At 61.8% G+C, this 19,443-nt stretch carries 17 protein-coding genes and 1 tRNA gene; 6 read left to right on the top strand and 12 right to left on the bottom strand.

The annotated features are described in order from the left end of the window. Positions 1 to 27: 27 nt before the first annotated feature. Positions 28 to 699 (bottom strand): helix-turn-helix transcriptional regulator, encoded by a 672-nt coding sequence (locus JYP46_RS08340; protein ID WP_206547822.1) that lies wholly within the window; start codon positions 697 to 699, stop codon positions 28 to 30. A 122-nt stretch (positions 700 to 821) separates the two neighbouring features. On the opposite strand from JYP46_RS08340, the gene JYP46_RS08335 reads away from it, so the two are divergent. Further along, positions 822 to 1,850 carry a DUF2156 domain-containing protein gene (locus JYP46_RS08335; RefSeq protein ID WP_328850215.1) on the top strand — a complete coding sequence of 343 codons (1,029 nt, stop codon included), beginning with the start codon at positions 822 to 824 and terminating at the stop codon, positions 1,848 to 1,850. Between the two features lie 279 nt (positions 1,851 to 2,129). Further along, a complete protein-coding gene (locus JYP46_RS08330; RefSeq protein WP_206544199.1) occupies positions 2,130 to 4,136 on the top strand; it encodes a BCCT family transporter in 2,007 nt (668 codons plus the stop codon). A gap of 142 nt (positions 4,137 to 4,278) precedes the next feature. Here JYP46_RS08330 and JYP46_RS08325 read toward each other — a convergent pair whose 3' ends face one another. From JYP46_RS08325 to kynU, 5 genes are all read right to left on the bottom strand, one after another. Further along, positions 4,279 to 5,166: a class I SAM-dependent methyltransferase gene (locus JYP46_RS08325; RefSeq protein ID WP_222473987.1), complete on the bottom strand. Its 888-nt coding sequence runs from the start codon at positions 5,164 to 5,166 to the stop codon at positions 4,279 to 4,281. Between the two features lie 34 nt (positions 5,167 to 5,200). Continuing rightward, complete coding sequence (locus JYP46_RS08320; RefSeq protein WP_113152956.1) at positions 5,201 to 5,683, bottom strand: MaoC family dehydratase; 483 nt, start codon at positions 5,681 to 5,683, stop codon at positions 5,201 to 5,203. A gap of 129 nt (positions 5,684 to 5,812) precedes the next feature. Then, positions 5,813 to 8,938 (bottom strand): efflux RND transporter permease subunit, encoded by a 3,126-nt coding sequence (locus tag JYP46_RS08315; RefSeq protein WP_206544197.1) that lies wholly within the window; start codon positions 8,936 to 8,938, stop codon positions 5,813 to 5,815. Continuing rightward, on the bottom strand, positions 8,935 to 10,101 hold the full coding sequence (locus tag JYP46_RS08310) for an efflux RND transporter periplasmic adaptor subunit (RefSeq protein WP_206547820.1): 1,167 nt from the start codon (positions 10,099 to 10,101) through the stop codon (positions 8,935 to 8,937). The genes JYP46_RS08315 and JYP46_RS08310 overlap by 4 nt, the downstream gene beginning before the upstream one ends. A 168-nt stretch (positions 10,102 to 10,269) precedes the next feature. After that, the gene (kynU, locus tag JYP46_RS08305; RefSeq protein WP_206544338.1) at positions 10,270 to 11,490 is read right to left on the bottom strand and encodes a kynureninase; all 1,221 of its coding nucleotides are present in this window, start codon (positions 11,488 to 11,490) and stop codon (positions 10,270 to 10,272) included. A gap of 107 nt (positions 11,491 to 11,597) precedes the next feature. Between kynU and JYP46_RS08300 the strand changes: the two genes are divergently transcribed. After that, positions 11,598 to 12,320, top strand: a complete 723-nt coding sequence (locus JYP46_RS08300) for a GntR family transcriptional regulator (RefSeq protein ID WP_222473988.1) — start codon at positions 11,598 to 11,600, stop codon at positions 12,318 to 12,320. A gap of 121 nt (positions 12,321 to 12,441) precedes the next feature. Here the strand turns inward: JYP46_RS08300 and JYP46_RS08295 are convergent. After that, positions 12,442 to 12,516: transfer RNA gene (locus JYP46_RS08295), tRNA-Val, on the bottom strand. Between the two features lie 118 nt (positions 12,517 to 12,634). Further along, complete coding sequence (cpdR, locus tag JYP46_RS08290) at positions 12,635 to 12,997, bottom strand: cell cycle two-component system response regulator CpdR (RefSeq protein WP_007008549.1); 363 nt, start codon at positions 12,995 to 12,997, stop codon at positions 12,635 to 12,637. 213 nt (positions 12,998 to 13,210) lie between these two features. Here cpdR and JYP46_RS08285 point away from each other — a divergent pair, with 213 nt between their 5' ends. Together JYP46_RS08285 and hisN are read left to right on the top strand one after the other, a co-directional pair. After that, on the top strand, positions 13,211 to 14,101 hold the full coding sequence (locus tag JYP46_RS08285) for an N-formylglutamate amidohydrolase (protein WP_113152943.1): 891 nt from the start codon (positions 13,211 to 13,213) through the stop codon (positions 14,099 to 14,101). A gap of 268 nt (positions 14,102 to 14,369) precedes the next feature. Further along, the gene (gene hisN / locus JYP46_RS08280; RefSeq protein ID WP_206547819.1) at positions 14,370 to 15,140 is read left to right on the top strand and encodes a histidinol-phosphatase; all 771 of its coding nucleotides are present in this window, start codon (positions 14,370 to 14,372) and stop codon (positions 15,138 to 15,140) included. Positions 15,141 to 15,170: 30 nt separating this feature from the next. Here the strand turns inward: hisN and JYP46_RS08275 are convergent, their stop codons facing one another. Next, on the bottom strand, positions 15,171 to 16,130 hold the full coding sequence (locus JYP46_RS08275) for an alpha/beta hydrolase (RefSeq protein WP_206547818.1): 960 nt from the start codon (positions 16,128 to 16,130) through the stop codon (positions 15,171 to 15,173). Between the two features lie 434 nt (positions 16,131 to 16,564). Between JYP46_RS08275 and JYP46_RS08270 the strand changes: the two genes are divergently transcribed. Further along, positions 16,565 to 17,023 (top strand): Hsp20 family protein, encoded by a 459-nt coding sequence (locus JYP46_RS08270; RefSeq protein WP_206544192.1) that lies wholly within the window; start codon positions 16,565 to 16,567, stop codon positions 17,021 to 17,023. 92 nt (positions 17,024 to 17,115) lie between these two features. Here the strand turns inward: JYP46_RS08270 and JYP46_RS08265 are convergent, their stop codons facing one another. From JYP46_RS08265 to bufB, 3 genes are read right to left on the bottom strand one after another with little or no spacing between them, the layout of a single operon-like run. Beyond that, positions 17,116 to 17,664: a DoxX family protein gene (locus JYP46_RS08265; protein WP_206547927.1), complete on the bottom strand. Its 549-nt coding sequence runs from the start codon at positions 17,662 to 17,664 to the stop codon at positions 17,116 to 17,118. A 14-nt stretch (positions 17,665 to 17,678) separates the two neighbouring features. Next, entirely contained in the window at positions 17,679 to 18,503 is an 825-nt protein-coding gene (locus tag JYP46_RS08260) for an HvfC/BufC N-terminal domain-containing protein (RefSeq protein ID WP_206547817.1), read from the bottom strand. Further along, positions 18,487 to 19,431, bottom strand: coding sequence for an MNIO family bufferin maturase (bufB, locus tag JYP46_RS08255; RefSeq protein WP_206547816.1), 945 nt, complete (start codon positions 19,429 to 19,431; stop codon positions 18,487 to 18,489). Before bufB ends, JYP46_RS08260 begins: the two co-directional genes overlap by 17 nt. Between the last annotated feature and the right edge of the window lie 12 nt (positions 19,432 to 19,443).

Below are 19,443 nucleotides of genomic sequence, written 5' to 3'. Positions count from 1 at the left end.
GAAAAGCGGCATCCGGCTTTCAAATGTTCAGTCGCCTGAACGGGCTTCTATGCGGTAGGCGCAGCGCCGCGCGCCCGCCAGAATGTGGTCCGTGCGCTCCACCCGCGTCTGCGGGCCGAGCACGGTTCTGAAAACGCTGAGTTCGGAGCGGCAGAAACCCTGGCAGGCCGTCGCCGCAGCGCAGATCGGGCAGTGGTTCTCGATCAGGAGAAAGGCCCCGTCTTCGAGCGCCTCCACCTCCGCCATATACCCTTCGCGGGCGCGAATGCGGGCCAGTGCGGCCACCCGGTCCTTCAGGTCGTCCTGTGTCTCCAGCGCGCTCTCATAGGAGTGCTGCATGATCTGCTCGCGCTGGCCGATCAGGCGGTCGAGACCTTCCTCGCCAAACAGGCGGCGGATCGAGCCGATCAACTCCAGCGTCAGGTCGGAATGGCTGTCGGGAAAGCGACCATGGCCCTTTGCCGTCAGCCGCCACACGCGCTCCGGGCGGCCCGGTCCGCGCGCTTCCTCCTGAAACTGCACCAGCGCTGCATCCTCCAGCCGGGCGAGCTGTTTGCGCGCGGCGACCGGCGAGATTGCGAGATGATGTGCAAGACGCTGCGCGGTCATGGCCCCTTTGGTCTTCAGGGCAAAAAGAACGCGTTCATCCGCCGTTTCCGGGGCGGCTTCAGGCTGGGCGGGCAGGATCGAGGCAGTCATGGCGAGTCTCCAGTCGACAATTAAATAACCTAATGGTTTCTTTATTGTCAATTCCACCTTGTCACTTTCCGCGATGCGTGGCATCCATCGCCACGTGGGGGCGCAGAACTTGATTCTTCGCCGTGAACCAGATTACGCGCTTGTCCAGAACCAGTCTCCCGAGCGACGACGCTCACCTTTCCGATGAACAGCGCCATGCGCTTCTTCAGCGGCACGGAAATTTCGTGCTGGCCTATTCCGTCGCGCATCAGCCCGACATGCGTTATTTCGGCAGTGAGCATGGCGCCATCGCCTATCGCATGGTGGGCCGTACGGCCTATGTGCTGGCAGACCCGCTTGCCCCGCGTGCGCTCTGGTCCGATCTGATCGATGCGTTTGTCGCGGTCCGGCCGGACGTCACCTTCTGGCAGATATCGCGCCCCATGGCTGAACTGCTTTCGACCAAGGGTTTTTTCGTCAACGCGCTCGGCATCGAAAGCCTGATCGACCTCGATACCTACAGTTTCACCGGTCCCAGCCGACGCAGTTTCCGCACCGCGACCAACCGCTTCGAGCGCATGGGGCATCGTGTTGCCGAAGTGCCGGTGGCCTCGCTGGACCCGAAACGCGTGGAGGCCATTTCGCTGGGCTGGCGGCGCACCCGCACCACCAAGCGGCGCGAACTCTCTTTTCTCGTGCGACCGATCCAGCTTCGCGACGAACCGGATGTGCGAAAGTTCTTTATCCTCGACGAGAACGACCAGCCGGTCGCCTTCGCTTTCTTCGACCCGCTTTATGAAGATGGCAGGCTGATCGGCTATTTGTCAGCCACGCGCCGCTGGCTGCCCGATACCGATCCGCTGGCGGCCTATTTCCTCGTTCGCCGTGCGGTGGAAACCTTTCAGGCCGAAGGCGTGCCGAAGCTCTATCTGGGCCTCATGCCGTTTCACAAGATCGAGGATCAGGAGTTCCAGAAGGACTGGCTCACGCGCCGCGCCTTCCGGTTCATCTACACAAACCCGATCGCCCAGAAACTGGTTTACCCGACCCAGTCGCTTGCCCGGCACAAGGAAAGCTATGGCGGCGAGGCGCGTGAAACCTGGTGTGCGCTAAACACGCCGCCATCCCTGCCGCGTCTGCTCAAGCTTGTTCGGGCGTGCGGGGTCGTTTGATCCCGCAAGGCCACGTGCGATCCTGAATGGTTCTGTTCTCTGGGTTTTTAGAGAAAAACACAGGATAATTGCCGTTCAGCAAAGTCATTTCGTGTCTTGTCGTGAGCCTGACGTGTCTATCATTGACAAGTTAGCCGGCGGCAAGCAGAAACGGGAGGCCTGCCGCCGGTGCTCGATTTCAGCTTTTTTTGCCTTGTACAGGCTGTCAGCTTCTGTCGGGAGCTTTTATCGCGAGCGCCATCTGCCAGTTTCACAAACGGGAGCGCAAAGTAATTCCCCATGTTTAGTCGTTTTGTCATCAACCCGCCGGTCTTTTTCGGCTCGGTGATTATTATCGCCGTGTTTCTCCTGATCGGCGTTATCTTCCCCGGCCGGGCCGGCGATGTTTTTTCCGCCCTGCAAAGCAATATCCTGTCCGCATTCGGCTGGCTGTACCTGCTTTCCGTCGGTATTTTCCTTGCTTCCGTTCTTCTGTTTTCCATCGGCCGTTTCGGCAGGCTGAAGCTGGGACCGGACGATTCCGAGCCTGACTTCAAATATCATTCCTGGGTTGCCATGCTCTTTGCCGCCGGCATGGGCATCGGCCTGATGTTCTATGCCGTGGGCGAGCCCATGACGCATTTCCTCGCACCGCCCACTGCGGAGCCGGGCAGCATCGCCGCCATGCGCGAGTCCATGTCGGTCACCTTCTTCCACTGGGGCATTCACGCCTGGGCCATCTATGCGGTGGTCGGTCTGTCGCTCGCCTATTTCGGCTATCGCTACAACCTGCCGCTCACCATTCGTTCGGGCCTTTATCCGCTTCTGAAAGACCGCATCAATGGTCCCATTGGCCACGCGGTGGACATCTTCGCCATCGTCGGCACCATGTTCGGCATCGCCACGTCGCTCGGTCTTGGCGTGACGCAGATCAATGCCGGCCTCAACTATCTGGTCGGCGTTCCCATCGCCCCCTGGGTGCAGGTGCCGCTCATTGCGGTCATCACCGCGCTTGCCACCATTTCGGTCGTCACCGGCCTCGACAAGGGCGTGCGCATCCTCTCCGAGACCAACCTGATCGTCGCCGTTCTGTTGATGGTTTTCGTGCTGGTTGTCGGTCCGACATCAGCGCTGTTCCGCGATTTCGTGCAGAACATCGGTCTCTATCTCGACACGCTGGTGTTACGCACCTTCAACATCTACGCCTATGAGCCGACCCCGTGGATCGACGGCTGGACGCTGTTCTACTGGGCCTGGTGGATTTCCTGGTCGCCTTTCGTGGGCATGTTCATCGCCCGCATCTCGCGCGGCCGTACGGTGCGCCAGTTCGTGACGGCGGTTCTGTTCATCCCCGCCGGCTTCACCTTCTTCTGGATGACCGTGTTCGGCAACACCGCGATCTTCATCGACACCGGTGTTGCCGCCGGCGAGCTTGGCGCTGCGGTCGCGGCCGATGTTTCGGTCGGCCTGTTCCAGTTTTTCACCTACCTGCCGCTGACGGCGATTACCTCGACGCTGGCCGTCCTTCTGGTGGCGATCTTCTTTATCACCTCCTCGGATTCCGGTTCGCTGGTCATCGACACAATCGCCGCCGGTGGCGAAACCGAAACCACCACCCTGCAGCGCGTGTTCTGGTGCGGCATGGAAGGGCTGGTTGCGGCAAGCCTGCTTCTGGCCGGCGGTCTCGGCGCGTTGCAGTCTGCAACCGTCGCCAGTGCGCTGCCGTTCACCTTCGTCATGCTGGCGCTTGTCTGGGCGCTCTTCGTGGGCATGCGGGCAGACCTTGCCCAACGTGAGGCGCATGCCGGAATTCCGCAGGTTGCGCCGGCGCATCCGGCGTCGGGCATCACCTGGCAGCGCCGGCTGAGCCTGATGATGCATGCGCCCAGCGAGAAGGAAATTCACACCTTCATTCAGAGCAATGTGAAGCCCGCGCTGGAGCAGGTTGCCAAGGAACTGACGGATCGCGGTCGCGAGGCCTTTGTCGAGGATGGAGAGGCGGGCGCCATCGCTCTGACCTCACCGGCCGAAGACATGCGCGACTTCGTCTATGGCGTTGCGCCCGTTTCTCAGAAACTGCCTGCATTCTCGGCGTTCGAGGCTGCGCGCTCGGGCCTGCGCTATGAGGCGCGGACGCAGTTCTCCAGTGGCAGCAAGGGTTATGACATCATGGGCATGACGCGCGATCAGATCATCCACGATGTTCTGATCCAGTATGAGCGTTATCTCTTGCTCGTGCAGTCGCCGGCCTCGGAGCTGGTTTCGGCTGCGCCGGAGCATGATGTTCAGGCTCTGACGGAAGAATAGGGGGCCGGGCCGGTGGCGCATGCGCTGCCGGCCCGCCTCATGACTGCGCGGTTCATCGCCGGTCTTTATTGCAGGTGGCGCTGTCGCCTGACCTCCCGCCGCTTCATTGCGTCAGGGGAGGCGCTCTGTCAGTGATTGGCGGTTAGCCCGCCCGGATCGCCATGATCGATTTGTTGAGGAATGCGAGTTTCTCGAACAGGATCTCTCCATCGTCGAACAGACGCCGCATCTGGCGGGCCGAAATGAGCTTGTTGTGCTCGACCAGATTGCGCGCTTCCTCAAGGTCCGGGGTGCGCGGGAAAAAGCCCAGCTGAAAGCGCCTGACAAGGCCAACCTTCACACTGTTTGGCAGATACTGAAATCCCGGTGTCCGGAAGTGCGGCTCGAAGGGAAACCAGTAATTCGGCGTCTGCACGAAATAGCGCTTCGAAAGCCGCTTGGTGTTCTCGGCAAACTGGATCATCCGTTCCCAGCTTCCGACATGCTCGACCACGGAATTGGAATGCACCAGGTCGAAGCTCTCTCCCGCCAGGAGCTGCGGATCGGCAGCGTCACCGGCAAGTGAATCAAACAGTTCGGTGTTCTTGACGCGCTCGGCTTCGAGGTTGACGAGCGTGATTTTCAGATTCTGACGGTGTTTTTCAAGAAAATCGGATCCGATTTTCCAGTATTCCTCGGTTCCGCCAAGGTCCAGAATGCGAATCTGGGTTTTCTCTGAAAGAGCGTCCTCGATCAGCGTCCGTACATTTTGAAAACGCTTTGCCCGAAAATTGAACTCGATGCTTTTAGGATTGTCGTATGGAGTTTTCTTTGCTGGCTCATCATTCAGAACTTTAAAATCTGTAGTCATGAAAATATTCTTTTCGCGCCCGTCGCTCTGCGTTTCAGGCCTTATGATTTGATATTTGCGAAAGATAAAGAATAATTCTCTTATTCTGTCTCTTTCTGCAAAAAAAACAGGTCGCTGAACAGTTGATGATGCAGCGCGCTTATGTCCTGTGCGAAAGCCACCGACTGTTGCAATTCGCATCAGCCAGTGTTCGCCTGCTTCCTGCTTTGCGAAACTAGTCCTCGCGCGAGCGGTCCGGCATGGCAAGCGTCAGCCAGTGCGCGGTGAGGGCGGGTTTGATCGAGTTCTCGATCTCCACCGTCACATCGTAATTGACCTCTGCAATGCCCGAGGGGCGCAGCTTGATGTTGGCGAGCACGAAGCGTGCGCGAATGCGTGCGCCGCTGCGGATAGGAGCCAGAAAGCGGATGCGCTCAAAGCCGAAATTCACGCCCATCGCCGAACCGTCGAGACGGGGCACGGCCTCGAAAACCATGGTCGAGAGCAGCGAGAGCGACAGGAAACCATGCGCGATGGTTCCGCCATAGGGCGTCTCGCGTGCGGCGCGCTCTGGATCGGTGTGAATGAACTGGTGATCGTCCGTCGCCGCAGCGAACTGGTCGATCATCTCCTGGGTGACAACACGCCAGTCGGACAGGCCGACTTCCTGTCCCACCAGTTTCTGCGCTTCTTCAATGCTGATTGTCCCGGTGGTCAACGGGGCACTCCGTGGCTGTTGAGCTGGTCAGGCGGGCGGGATGGATCCCGCCTGCGCGCCGCGAACAGATACAGTTTTGTTTTGCGATTGTCACCCGCCTGGCGCCGCGCGATTGCGCGGCGCGCCCATTCAGGTGGTTTTGTCCCCAAGTCGGGTCGCATGATCGAGCTCGCGCACCAGCCGCGCCTCCTCTTCCGCCTTGGGCGTGATGAACCGGCCGAGCAGCAGATAGGCGACCGGCGTGAGGAAGAGGGTGGAGACGGTGGCAAGGCCGAGACCACCCACCATCACCCAGCCGAGCGCGATGCGCGCTTCTGCGCCCGCACCGCTCGCCATCACCAGCGGCACCCCGCCCACGATCGTGCAGATCATGGTCATCGCCACGGGCCGCAGGCGGATGAGGGACGCCTGTTCGATGGCTTCGCGCACCCCGAGCCCGCGGTCACGAAGCTGATTGGCGAACTCCACGATGAGGATGCCGTTCTTGGCCATGATGCCGACCAGAAGCACAAGGCCGATCTGGCTGTAGACGTTGAGGCTCGTGCCCGTCAGCAGCATGGCGAACACCGCGCAGGCCAGCCCCAGCGGCACCGTTGCCATGATGATCAGCGCACTGATGAAACTCTCAAACTGCGCCGCCAGCACCAGAAGGATGATCACCAGCGCAAAGCCGAAGATGATCTGCATCGAATTGGCGGTTTCGCCAAGGGCCGCAGCCTCGCCAAGCGGGACAAGCCGCATGCCGGGTTCGAGCAGGGGCTCCGCGATCTCCTGCGCCCGCTGATAGGCTTCGCCCAGCGCAACACCCGGCGCAAGCGACGCGCTGACGCCCACGGCGCGCAGCTGGTTCTCGCGTGAGAGCGATGGCGGCACGGCCTGTTCTTCGAGCCGCGCGATCACCGAAAGCGGCACGAAACGCCCGTCACCGGCCTTCACATAGGTGTTTTCGAGGTCGGTCGGGTCATCGACCGGATTGGTGGTCGAGACGAGTTTCACGTCGACGCTGCGGTCGTTGATGAACACCGAGCCGATCCTGCGGCCGTCGAGCATGGCCTGGATCGTGTTGCCGAGGCCGTCAATGTCGATCCCCAGATCGAAGGCGCGGTCGCGGTCGATGGCGATGGAGAGCTGCGGCTGCGTGGAATCGCTGGAAAGCCGCGCCTGCCGGAAACTCGGATCTTCGCCCATGGCCTCTACGATGGTGGCGGCGGTGGCCGATAACTTTGTGAAATTGTTGCCCGCAACCGCGAAGCTCAGCCCGTTGCCCGCGCCACGGATGCCGAGGCTGTTGGGCTGGAAGACAAAGGCGCGCACACCCGGCTCATTGCGGACCCGTTCGGAGATGTCGGCGACGATTTCCTGCTGGCTGCGGTCGCGCTCGTCCCACGGGGCAAGCCGCAGCACCAGAAAACCGCTATTGCCAGCACCCTGTCCGGCAATGGAGAAGGTGCTGACGATCTCGCCACTGTCGCGCAGCGGCTCGATCAGCGCTTCGATGCGGCGCAGGCGCTCTGCGAAATAATCGAGGCTCACACCCTGCGGTGCCGAGACCCGCATGAACGCCATGGAGCGGTCTTCACTCGGCGTGATTTCGGATTTGATGAAGCCGAACGCGCCATAGGATGCGCCCGCAAACAGCACCGAAATGAGCAGGATCAGCGCCGGTGCATCGAGGCAGAAGCGCAGAAGTTTCCGATAGAGCGTCGTCATCGCGCCGCCCACCCTGGCGATGACGCCGGTGTCTTCGCGTGCTTCGCCTTCGGGATGCGCGATCAGCATGCGTGAGGCGAGCATCGGGCAGAGCGAAAGCGCAACCAGCGAAGACAGGAACACCGCCATCGCCAGCACGAAGCCGAATTCCTTGAACAGGCCGCCGGCCTGTCCCGGCAGGAAGGAGATCGGCACGAACACCGCGATCAGCGTTGCCGTGGTCGCAAGCACGGCGAAAAACACCTCCTGCGTGCCCAGAACGGCGGCTGCCCGCGCGCCCATGCCCTCATTGCGACGGCGCACGATGTTTTCCAGAACCACGATGGCGTCGTCCACCACAAGGCCGGTGGCGAGCACCAGCGCCAGAAGGGTGAGAATGTTGATGGAGAAGCCCGCCAGATAGATCGTCGCCAGCGTGCCGATCAGGGCCACCGGAATGGCAAGCCCGGGAATAAGTGTCGCGCGGAAGTCGCGCAGGAACAGGAAGATCACCAGAAGCACGACCGTCACGGCGATCACCAGCGCGATTTCCACCTCATGGATTGCGCCATTGATGAAGGTCGCATCATCGCTGGTCACCTCAATGTCCACCCCGTCGGGCAGGGTGGTGCTCAGCTGCTCCACTGCGGCACGCACGCCGGACGAGATTTCCAGCGTGTTCGACTGGGCCTGACGCACGATGCCGATGCCGATGCCCGTGCGGCCATTGGCGCGTAACTGGCTTTCGCCGATGTCGCCGCCCAGCGTCACCGTGGCCACGTCGCCGAGCCGCACATGGTCTTTCAGATAGATCGCTTCGAACTGCCCGGGCGTCGAAATGGCCGCCGTCGCGCGCACCGTCAGGTTCTGCGTCGTGTTGCTCAGAGATCCGGCCGGCGTGTCGAACGCGACCGTGCCAAGCGCTCTGGAGACATCGGCCACCGTCAGCCCAAGGCTCGAAAGCCTCGTCTGGTTGATGTCGATGCGGAAAATCTCGGTGCGGTCGCCATAGACCTGCACATCGGCGACGCCGGGCACGGCGGACAAGACGTCCACCACCTCGTCTTCCACCAGCGTCGTCATGTCCTGGATAGGCATGGTGGTGGAGGTGAGTGCAATGCGCATCACGGCCTGCGCGTCATTGTCGGCCTTGATGATGCGTGGCGCATCGGCGTCGTCGGGCAGGCTGTTCTGGATGCGGCTCACCGCGTCGCGAAGGTCGGAGGCGGCGGTGTCGAGGTTGACGCTGTCGCTGAATTCCACCGTCACGCGGCTGCGTCCGTAATAGGAATCCGACGAGATCGCCTGCACGCCCGGCACGCGGGCGACAGCGCCTTCAATGATCGCGGTCACTTCGCGATCCATGGTCTCGGCGGCTGCGCCGGAAAAATTGGTCGAGACGGTGATTACCGGGCGGTCCACGTCCGGCAGTTCGCGCACCTCGATGCCGAACAGCGCTGCCAGACCCGCAACGGCGATCAGTGTGTTGAAGACGAAGGCCAGAACAGGTCGCCTTACGAAAAGGGCGGTAATGCCCGTCTGGGCGTTGTGGAGCGCTTCCCTCACGTCGCTGACCCTTCCGCGGTGGCAAGGCGCGATCCGGCGCTGGCCGGGTTGCCGGCCGTGTTCACCGGCGCGCCTTCACGCATGTTGTGAATGCCCTGCGTCACCACCAGATCGCCCTCGGCGAACTCGGCGTCGACCAGCACGCTGTCTGCGTTGCGCTGGATGATCCGCACCGGCTTCTGGCGCGCCTTCCCGTTCTCCACGATCCAAACAAACGGCCCGTCCGCGCTCCACTGCACGGCCAGCGGATCGATTGCCGGATAGGTTTCGCCGGGGAAGCGCATGGTGATGGTGAAGGCCATGCCCGCGCGCAGCCGGTCGTCCGGGTTCTCGATGCGGCCTTCCACGCGCAGCGTGCGGCTGTCGGGGTCGATGCGGTTGTCGAGCGCGCTGATTTCGCCCTCATGAACGGAAGAGCTGCGCGCGACCGAAGCTGCGGTCAGCGGCGCGCCGATCTCGATCAGGTCGGCATAGCGCTCGGGAATCCAGAAATCGACGAGGATCTGCGAGCGGTCGTCAATGGTCGCGATCTCGGTGCTGTTGGTTACATAGCTGCCGGCGGAAATCGGCAGAATGCCGACCGTGCCGTCGATGGGGGCGGTGATGGAGCGGCGGTCGAGCGCCAGCTGCGCTTCCCGCTTGGCAAGCTCGGCATTGCGTAACGCCAGTTCCGCTTCGTTCTGCTGTACCACGCTCACCGTGTTCGAGGCGCGCAGCGCCATGATGCGCTCAAGCTTCGTCGTGGCGTCGTCGAGCGCGATGACGGCGCGGTCGAGCGCAATCTCTTCGGAATCCGAATCCAGCTTTGCGATCAAATCGCCGGCCTGAACCTCCGCGCCCGATGCGACGGCAAGCTCGGTCAGCGTGCCGGAGGTGAGCGGGTTCACCGAAACCGACCGCAGCGCGCGGCCGGTGCCGATGGCGTTCAGCCTGTCATTGATCGTGGCATAGGCCACCGGTGCGGTGACCACGGGACCGGGCGCGCCGCCACCCGGGCCGCGCTGCCCATTGCCTGAAGCGGCTCCACTCGTGGCCGCAGGCGCCTCTTCCATCAGTCCCGCACGGGCCAGAATGTTCTGCGCGCCGGGATAATACCAGAACCACGCCAGCGCGGCGGCAACGAGAATGAGGAGGCAGAGAACTGCCTGTTTCCAGAAAGACATGCACGCTCCGGCTGTTATCTTGTGGCGGTGGAGGTGGCATTCATCAGCCGGTATACCGGTCGCTTCAGGCCACTTGTCTTATGCCAGCTTCCGGGCGGCTTTTCATCTGTTCTAGTATTAAATTCTCGTAAGGCTAGGGCAGGGCACGCAGGCCGAAATGGCCGCGGTTCAGGTCACCTTGGCGCGTTTGCGGTAGATTTCCTGATCCCACAGCCGCTCCCGCATGACCCGTTCCAGGATCTCCGCCGCCGTGACGATATCCGCATGGCTGAGATAGAGCGGTGTCATGCCGAAGCGCAGAATGTCGGGCGCGCGGAAGTCGCCGATCACGCCATTGGCGATCAGCGCCTGCATCACCGCATAGCCTTCCGGATGGCGGAAGGAAACCTGGCTGCCGCGCTGGTCATGGTCGCGCGGGGTCGCCAGTTCCAGCTCCGGGCAGCGCTGCTCAACCTCGGCGATGAACCGGTCACAAAGCTGCTGCGACTTCTCGCGCACCAGCGCCATGTCGACGCCGTCGAAGGCGTCCAGCGCCCTGTCGAGCGATGACATGGAAAGGATTGGCGGCGTGCCGACCATCATGCGCGCAATGCCGTCTGCCGGCGTGTAGTTCTCGGTGAAGGCGAAGGGCGTCTGATGCCCCATCCAGCCCGAAAGCGCCGGGGCCACATGCGCCACGTGGCGCTCTGCAATGTAGAGGAAAGCGGGCGCGCCGGGGCCGCCATTCAGATATTTGTAGCCGCAGCCAATGGCAAAATCTGCGCCCGTTGCATCCAGATGAACCGGAAAAGCACCGGCGCTGTGGCAAAGATCCCAGATCGCAAGCGCGCCCTTGTCGTGGATGTGCTTCGTCATGGCCGCCATGTCGTAGCGCCGGCCCGTGCGGTAATCGACCTCGGTCAAAAGCACCGCCGCCACGTTTTCGTCGACGGCTTCTTCCATATCGTCGGCGGTCGCCAGTTTCAGCTCGTAACCCTGGCCCAGAAGACGCGCGAGCCCGTCCGCAACATAGAGATCGGTCGGGAAATTGTTGCGGTCGGAAAGGATCACGCGGCGGTCAGGTCTGAGCGAAAGGGCTGCCGAAAGGACCTTGAACACGTTGATCGTCGTGGAATCGCCAACCGCGACACTGTCTTTCTTTGCACCCACCAGCCGGGCGATCTTGCCCGCGACGCGCGCCGGCAGGTCGATCCAGCCGGCATCGTTCCAGCCGCGCACGAGCCGCTCGCCCCATTGCTGTTCCACCACGTCCTTCATATGCGCGCTGAGGCCGGCCGGCAGAACGCCCAGGCTGTTGCCGTCCAGATAGATCACGCCTTCGGGCAGGGCAAAGCGCTCGCGAAACGCCTTCAGCGGGTCCAGCCGGTCGGCCTCATCGGCCCGCGCCATCGTCTGTGTGTCCTGATTGTCCGCCCGTGCATTCATTGGTCGCTATCCCACTGGATCGAATTATTATATATAATATGATTGATTATATGGGATTTCAGGTCAAGACAATGCTTCAGACCAAAACTCCGGAAGGCGAGGGCGGCGTTGCAGCGCTGAAGCGCGACATTGTGAGCGGCGTTCTCGCACCGGGGGAGCCGCTGCGCCTGATGGCGCTCTCGAAGCGCTATGGCGTTGGCTACACGCCGCTGCGCGAGGCGCTGTCGCGGTTCGAGGAGGCGGGGCTTGTGGTGCTGAGCCCCAACAGGGGTTACCGGGTGGCTCCCGTTTCGTTTGCGGAGCTGGAGGATCTTGAGCAGTCGCGTGCTTTGATCGAGGTGGCGCTTCTGGAAGACGCCATCGCCCATGGCGACCTTGCGTGGGAGGCTGCCATCGTTGCCGCGCATCATCGTCTTGCGCGCGCCTCGGCCGCGCTGGATGACGGTGCGCAGGCCTATTCGGAGTGGATGGAGGCGCATGACGCCTTTCACGCCGCGCTTCTTGCAGCTGCACGCTCTGTCTGGCTGAAATCGTTTCAGCGGCAGCTTTCCGAGCAATTGCGCCGCCACCACCACGCGCTTCTCTTTTCCCCTGCCGATGCGGGCGGGGAGGTCATTACCCATGACCCGGCAACGCGGGCGCTTCTTGAGGAGGCGCTTGCTCTTGAGGGCCACACCCGCCTGATGGATGCGGCACTTGCCCGCGACGTGGATCATGCCGCCACGCTGCTGCGCGCCCACGTACAGTTCACGCTGGCCGTGCACCGCGCGGCTTCCGGCGGGGAGGGGGAGTGAGCGACTGAGCTGTCGCCGTTGCGGCGTCTGCGCAGTGGGTAGAATGGAAGTTGTTCGAGATATCTCGATGACCCGGGAGCGGTTCGAGATCATCATCTTTATTCAAGATGTTTGGGAAGGATGGTGGGCGTGACTGGGATTGAACCAGTGACCCCTACGATGTCAACGTAGTGCTCTCCCGCTGAGCTACACGCCCATCCGACGCCGCGCATAGATCACACAAATCAGGCCGGCGTCAATAGGTAGTTTGAGTGTTTTTACCGCAATGTGACGATCACTCTGCCGGCTCTCGCCGAACGCCTTGAAAACCGCGGTCAGGCGGCCTGCAAAAGTTTCTCCACCTCGTTCACGAGGTCACGCAGATGGAAGGGCTTGGAGAGAACTTTCGCGTCCTGCGGTGCGTTCGAATCGGGATTGAGCGCGACAGCCGCGAATCCCGTGATGAACATCACCTTCAGATCCGGATCGATCTCGGTGGCGCGGCGAGCCAGCTCGATGCCGTCCATCTCGGGCATCACGATGTCGGTCAACAGAAGGGAGAAGGGTTCTTCGCGCAGCCTGTCATAAGCGCCGGCGCCATTGTCGAAGTCGACGACCTCGTAACCAGCCCGCTCCAGCGCCTTCACCAGAAAGCGCCGCATATCATTGTCGTCTTCCGCCAGGAGAATCCGTGCCATTTTGCCGTCCAGATAGTGCGAGAGCGATTGACCCGCAAACGCTTGCCCAAAAATCGCTTGCCCACAATTCACTTGAATGAGACCAGCTATATGATTCCAGCGTGGTAAATATCAAGTGAAACCTGCTGATCCAGCTTGTGGACTGGCTGGACAGGCGTGCGCACGAATGGCAGATTTTATACCGAAATAGTATGCCGGAGGCGTGAAAATCGTATGACTGCCGCAGCGGATTTTGCGAAAATCCCCGCTTTCGAGGTGCGTTCTCCTGCGTTCCAGACTGCTCCCTTCGTTTTCAACTCGCCGCATAGCGGGCGACATTATCCCCAGCGCTTCCTCGACATGAGTCGTCTGGATGCGACCATGATCAGGCGCTCCGAAGACTGCTATGTGGATGAGCTCTTCTCCGGCGTGGTCGCCTGTGGCGCGCCGCTTCTCACCGCCAATTTTCCGCGCGCCTATCTGGATGTGAACCGCGAGCCGTGGGAACTCGACCCGCGCATGTTCTCCGAGCCGGTGCCGCCTTACGCCAATATCCGCTCGCCGCGTGTGGCCGGTGGCCTCGGCACCGTGCCCAAGCTGGTGGGCGAGGGGATGGACATCTATCAGGGTCGCCTGCCGCTGGCCGAGGCCGTGTCGCGCATCGAGACCATCTACGTGCCCTATCACGAGCGCCTGAAGCGCCTTTTGATCGACACGCACTGCACCTTCGGCCACGGCATTCTGATCGATTGCCACTCCATGCCGGCGGGTGTGCGTTCCGGCGATGGCGCGCTGCGGCCCGATTTCATCATCGGTGACCGCTTCGGCGTTTCCGCCGCTTCGGCGCTCACCGAATGCGTGATCGGTCTCCTGGCGGCGCGCGGCTATTGCGTGGTGCACAACAAGCCCTATGCCGGTGGTTTCATCACCGAGCATTACGGCCGCCCCGCACAGGGGCTTCACGCGCTGCAGATTGAAATCAACCGCAGCCTCTATATGGATGAGCGCACACTGGAGAAAAGGCCGGGCTTCAACGCGCTGATGGACGATCTCACCGGCTTCGTGCGTGAGCTGATGGCGATCGCCGGGCAGTATTTCACCGACTATCCGCTCGCCGCCGAGTGAAGTCGCGCTTTGCTGCGGTGCAGCAAATTTGCTCTGGACGGCGACAAAAAAAGACCGCATCGCCCTGGCGATACGGCCAAAAGTCTAGGGAGGAAACGCCCAATAAGGGCATCCGGCAGATCAACTGCCTGAACAAAGTCTATGTTGCGATGCACAATTGTCAAGCGTTAACCGTAACGCGCCCATTGCAAACCGCATCAAACGCGGCAAAGATCGCCGCTCTTAACAGCCCTTTCAGGCAGCGAATCCGTAAATTCAGGAGAGTTCCATGACCGTCTCGCCGGCTTTGATGCGCCGCATTGCCGAGGCCGCCGCAGCCCAGACCCTGCCGCGCTTCCGTCAGCCGGTGTTGATCGACAACAAGCTCGAAAGCGGTTTCGATCCGGTCACGGAGGCTGACCGCGAGGCCGAGCGCGCCATTCGCGGGCTGATCAGCGAGGCGTTTCCCGATCACGGCATTCTGGGTGAGGAATTCGGCCTTGAAGGCGAGGCGAGCGACCACCGCTGGATCATCGATCCCATCGACGGCACGCGCGCTTTCATTTCCGGCCTGCCGCTCTGGGGCACGCTGGTGGGGCTTACCGTTTCGGGCCGCGCCGTTGCCGGCATGATGTCCCAGCCCTTTACCGGCGAGCTCTTCTATACGGTTGGCGATGGCGCGCATTACGAGGGGCCGGGCGGCGCCCGCCGTCTCAAGACGCGCGACACGACCGAGCTGTCCGACGCTACGCTGTGCACCACCACGCCGGCGCTGTTCGATCCGCTGCACCGCGCCGCCTATGACCGGGTGGAAAATTCGGTCTGCCTCGCCCGCTACGGCACCGATTGCTACGCCTACGCGATGCTGGCAGCCGGCCAGATCGATCTGGTCATCGAGACCGGTCTTCAGACTTACGACATCGCTGCGCTTGTCCCGATCATCGAGCAGGCGGGCGGCGTGATCACCAGCTGGGCCGGCGGCCGTCCTGAGAGCGGAGGCGACATCATCGCCGCCGCCACGCCCGAACTGCACAAGAAGGCGATGGCGCTTCTGCGCTAGAACATTGCGGCAGAGAACCCGCTCTGGCGTTCAGAAATTGATGTCGCCGGTGCCTTCCACGAAGGCGAAGAAGGCGGCCATCACCTGTTCCCGGTAAAGGTCTGCCTCCTGCAGCAATTCGTGCCGCGCGCCATCAATGGTCAGGAGCGATGTGCTGCGTAATTGCCGGGAAAAGCGCTCGATTGCCGGGTTGGAGACCACGCGGTCCGCTCCGGCCGAAAGGATGAGCGAGGGAATGTGGATCCGGGCTGCAAAGGCCGGGTCCGTCACCCGTTCGATGGCCAGAAACATGGCGCGCGTCCAGGCGACCGTCGGCCCGTTGATGGCAAGTCCGGGCCAGGCGCTGACCGTCGCCCGGTTGCGGGCAAAGCGCTGCGGGTCGGAACTCAGCGCCGCCGGCGAAAATTCAGGCATTTTCATCCGGTTGCGGCGGCCTGGCATATACATTCGGCCAAGTCCCAAAGCGTAGAGAAGCTGCGCGAAGTGCGACACCCAGCGTGTTGTTCTGGGCGAGACCGGAAGTCCCAGAAGCGGCGTGCAAAGCACCATGCGGCGCACCCGGTTGGCCATCATGGGTGCGGCCAGAAGCGCAATCAGAACGCCGGTGGAATGGGCGAGAATGTAGTAGGGGCCACGGCAGTCGGGCAGCACCACCTGTTCGAAGAACGCATCCAGGTCGCGCACATAATCGTCGAAGCTCTCAACATAGCCCCTATTGGCGTCCGGCAGCAGTCTCTGCGAGCGCCCCTGTCCGCGCCAGTCCAGTATCGCCGCGCCATAGCCGCGTTCGGTCAGGTCGTTCGCAGTCTCGAAATATTTCTCGATATACTCGTTGCGGCCGGGCAGGATCACCACCGTGCCGTGTTTCTCGGCTCCGCGTCCCGGTGCGCGCGCAAAGCGGATCGAAACCCCGTCCTTCGTCTGGAACAGGTCCGCGTTCATCCCCTCGGGCGGGGGATTTTCCGGAACGACGATAAGCAGGTCATTCATGCAGGATCATGGACCTCAAGAGCGGCTTTGAGGGGTGTGGAAGATGATATTCCTAAGAAGGAATAGAGCCGGGATGCGTGAATGGCAAGAAACAGAACGGTTGCGACTGAAACTGAAAGCCGGAAGTGGCCTGAACCACTTCCGGCATTCCGCACCGGCTGGAAGGGACGTTACATCCGGTACGTTCCGCAGGGCAGCGTCATAAGTCCGCCGCCGATCCATTGCGCTAACGCTAGCAGCGTGAAGCTGAACGGTATCCGAGCGGTCCGTTCATCCGCCGTTCATCTGAAATCGACGGGCTCTTGAACCCGATTTTTGGGGTTCCCATATATCTTCTGCGGCCGCCAGAACGGGGTCGCTGGCCAGCGGGAAACGCCCGAAGCGGGTTTCCGAAAATGGCCATAACGCAATGTTGCTCAACTGGAGAACAGACCATGCGTCACGTTGATTTTTCGCCTCTCTATCGTTCCACCGTCGGCTTCGACCGGCTCTTTGGCATGCTCGATACGCTGGCCCAGCCCGAGGGCGGCCAGACCTATCCGCCCTACAATATCGAGCGCACGGGCGATGATTCCTACCGCATCTCGATGGCTGTCGCCGGCTTTGGCGATGAGGACATCTCCATTGAGGCCCATCGCAATGTGCTCACCGTCAAGGGTGAGAAGAACGCCGAGCAGAAAAGCGAAGGCGAACTGCTTTATCGCGGCATCGCCGCACGCAGCTTCGAGCGCCGCTTCCAGCTCGCGGACCACGTCGAAGTGACGGGCGCCAACCTTGAAAACGGGCTCCTTCACATTGATCTCACGCGCAACATCCCCGAGGAGATGAAGCCGCGCCGTATTCCCATCGCTTCGGCGAAGGAAACGAAGGAGATCGAGGCCAGGACCCACTAAGGCTTCGGCCTGAGGGAATTCCCGATTTGCTAGAAGCAGACGGATAAGAGTTTGAATGATGGCGGCGCCCGTGTGGCGCCGCTTTTGTGTTTTCAGGCAGTGCTCGCGAATTTGCGGCCAAGAACGGCATCCAGCGAGATGCGTCCCGCACCCTTCACCACAAGATAAAGCAGCAGAAACACCCAGAGCGTGCGCTGGTCCCAGATCAGCCCGTCGGAGAAGCGGTCGAACCACGCGCCTGCGGTTTCCGCGCCCACCTTGTGTACGGCAATGTCCACATAGGACTGCACCAGCACGAAACCGATCATGCCGAGTGCGGCAATCCGGGTGAAAAGCCCGATCACGATCAGGAGCGGCAGGACAAACTCCGCATAGGTGCCGGCCCACACGATTGCGCCCCATGGGATGAAGGGCACGGCTGAAACATCGCCGCCCGCAGCCTCCACCGCCGGCAGCGCGATCTGGTAATAGGCCCCGTCTGCGACGCTGAAGAAGCCGAGCAGGCCGTCACCCACCTTCGTGCGGGCCGAATTCAGGAAGTAAAAATAAAGAACGGCGAAGAAGGCAAAGCGCGCGGCAAGGCCCGGAAACCAGCCATCGAGCATCCGCTCAAGGGTGGAGAAAACGCGCGCATGAAGCATCTGGATTGCGTGGATCACGGGCTTTCATCCTTGTTCTGACTGTCATTGCCTGCCTGGCATGTCTCGAATGCGCCGCTTTCGAGCATCAGGGCGATGGCGGCGGAAAGATCGAAGCCGGGATCGGCTTCAAGCGCCGCCCCGGCCGCCTGTTGCAGCGCTGCGCCATTGGCGAGCGCCTTCAGAAAGGCGAATTGGCCCCGGTCGAGCTCGCGCACCTGCACATCAAGTGCGGGCCGGGTCACCAGCGCTGCTTCGGCAATGCCCGCGTCGATGCGATCAGGCATCGGCCCGGTGCGGTGCGCCGTGAAGATCGTATGCACCGCATAATCCGAACGCATGAGATGCATGGCCGGGTGCGGCGTGAAACGGGCTGTTGCCAGCGCTTCCGGCGGCAGGGCAGCGAGATCGGCGGGCGCGAGCGGTGTGCGGTCGGCTGCGTGAAAGGCGTCAAGCCAGGCGCGTTCCAGCCGGGCCACGTCGGGCAGATATCTCAGATGCCGTATCGGCTCGAACCCGGCCAGAAAATCGCCGAACCCGTGCCCGTATTCGAAGACGAGGCGTGAGCGCGGTGGATGCACGCGCAGAAACTCCCGCGCGATCATGCGGAAATTCTCTTCGCCAAGGATCATGGCGACCGCCGGAAAGATTTCTGAAAGCGCGGTTACGAGACTATGGGTGACATTGTTGCGATAGACGTTGAAGCGCTTGATCACCGCCTTGCCATGCGGGCCGCTCACGCCCTGCGGCGTGGCGCGATCCGGGTTGAGCAGCACGGCGCCAAAGGCGTCGTCATAGGGCTGCGCAGGGTCCTGTCTCGTGGTTTCAGGAGTGGAGCGCATGGCGTTTCACTTCCGGCTTGAGGGTGCGATGACGGTCGAGAATGCGTTCAGCCGCCGCCGCCTCGGATTGCAGGATCGGCCAGTCGGGAATGTCCGCATCCCATTCGATCAGCGTGTCGACGGGGCCGCATGCGGCGATCACCGTTTCATAAAGGCTCCACACGGGGTCCGCGACCGGTCGGTCATGGCTGTCGATCAGCAGCGGCGCACCCTCGTCGTCTTCCTGTTCGTCATGGCCGGCAAGGTGGATTTCTCCCACATGCGCCAGCGGGAAATCGGCGAGATACTCCGTGGCGCTGAAGCCGTGATTGGTCGCAGAAACGAACACATTGTTGATGTCGAGCAGCAGCCCGCAGCCCGTGCGCTTCACGATTTCACGCAGGAAATCCGTTTCCCGCCATTCGGATTCGGAGAAAAGGACGTAGGTGGACGGGTTTTCCAAAAACATCGGCCTGCCGATGGCTTCCTGCACCTGATCGATGTGCTCGCACACCCGTGCAAGCGTCTCATCGGTGTAGGGCAGGGGCAGGAGGTCGTTGAAAAATACATCGTCATGGGTCGACCAAGCCAGGTGCTCCGACACTTTGAAGGGTTCGTAGCGCTCCACCAGCCCGGCAAAGCGTTGAAGATGTTCGGGGTCGAGCGGGTCGAGACCGCCAATCGACATGCACACGCCGTGTAACGAGACGGGCAGCATGTTGCGGATTGCGGTCAGCGCGGCGTGCGGCGGGCCGCCCGCGCCCATATAGTTTTCTGCGTGTACTTCTACGAAACCCACTGACGCAGGGTTTTCAGCGATTGCGTCGAAATGCTGCGGCTTGAAACTCGCACCGGCCCGGCCAGCGGGGGCACCAGTGGGGGCATCAGCGGGGTGAAATGCCGGAAAGCGGCTCTGGATGGCGGAAAGGGGTTTTGCTTCGCGTGCCATGAGGTCGCCTCC

It is taken from the genome of Nitratireductor aquimarinus (genome assembly GCF_017255295.1).
Taxonomy (GTDB): Bacteria; Pseudomonadota; Alphaproteobacteria; order Rhizobiales; family Rhizobiaceae; genus Nitratireductor; species Nitratireductor aquimarinus.
This window is presented reverse-complemented; position numbering and strand designations above follow the sequence as displayed.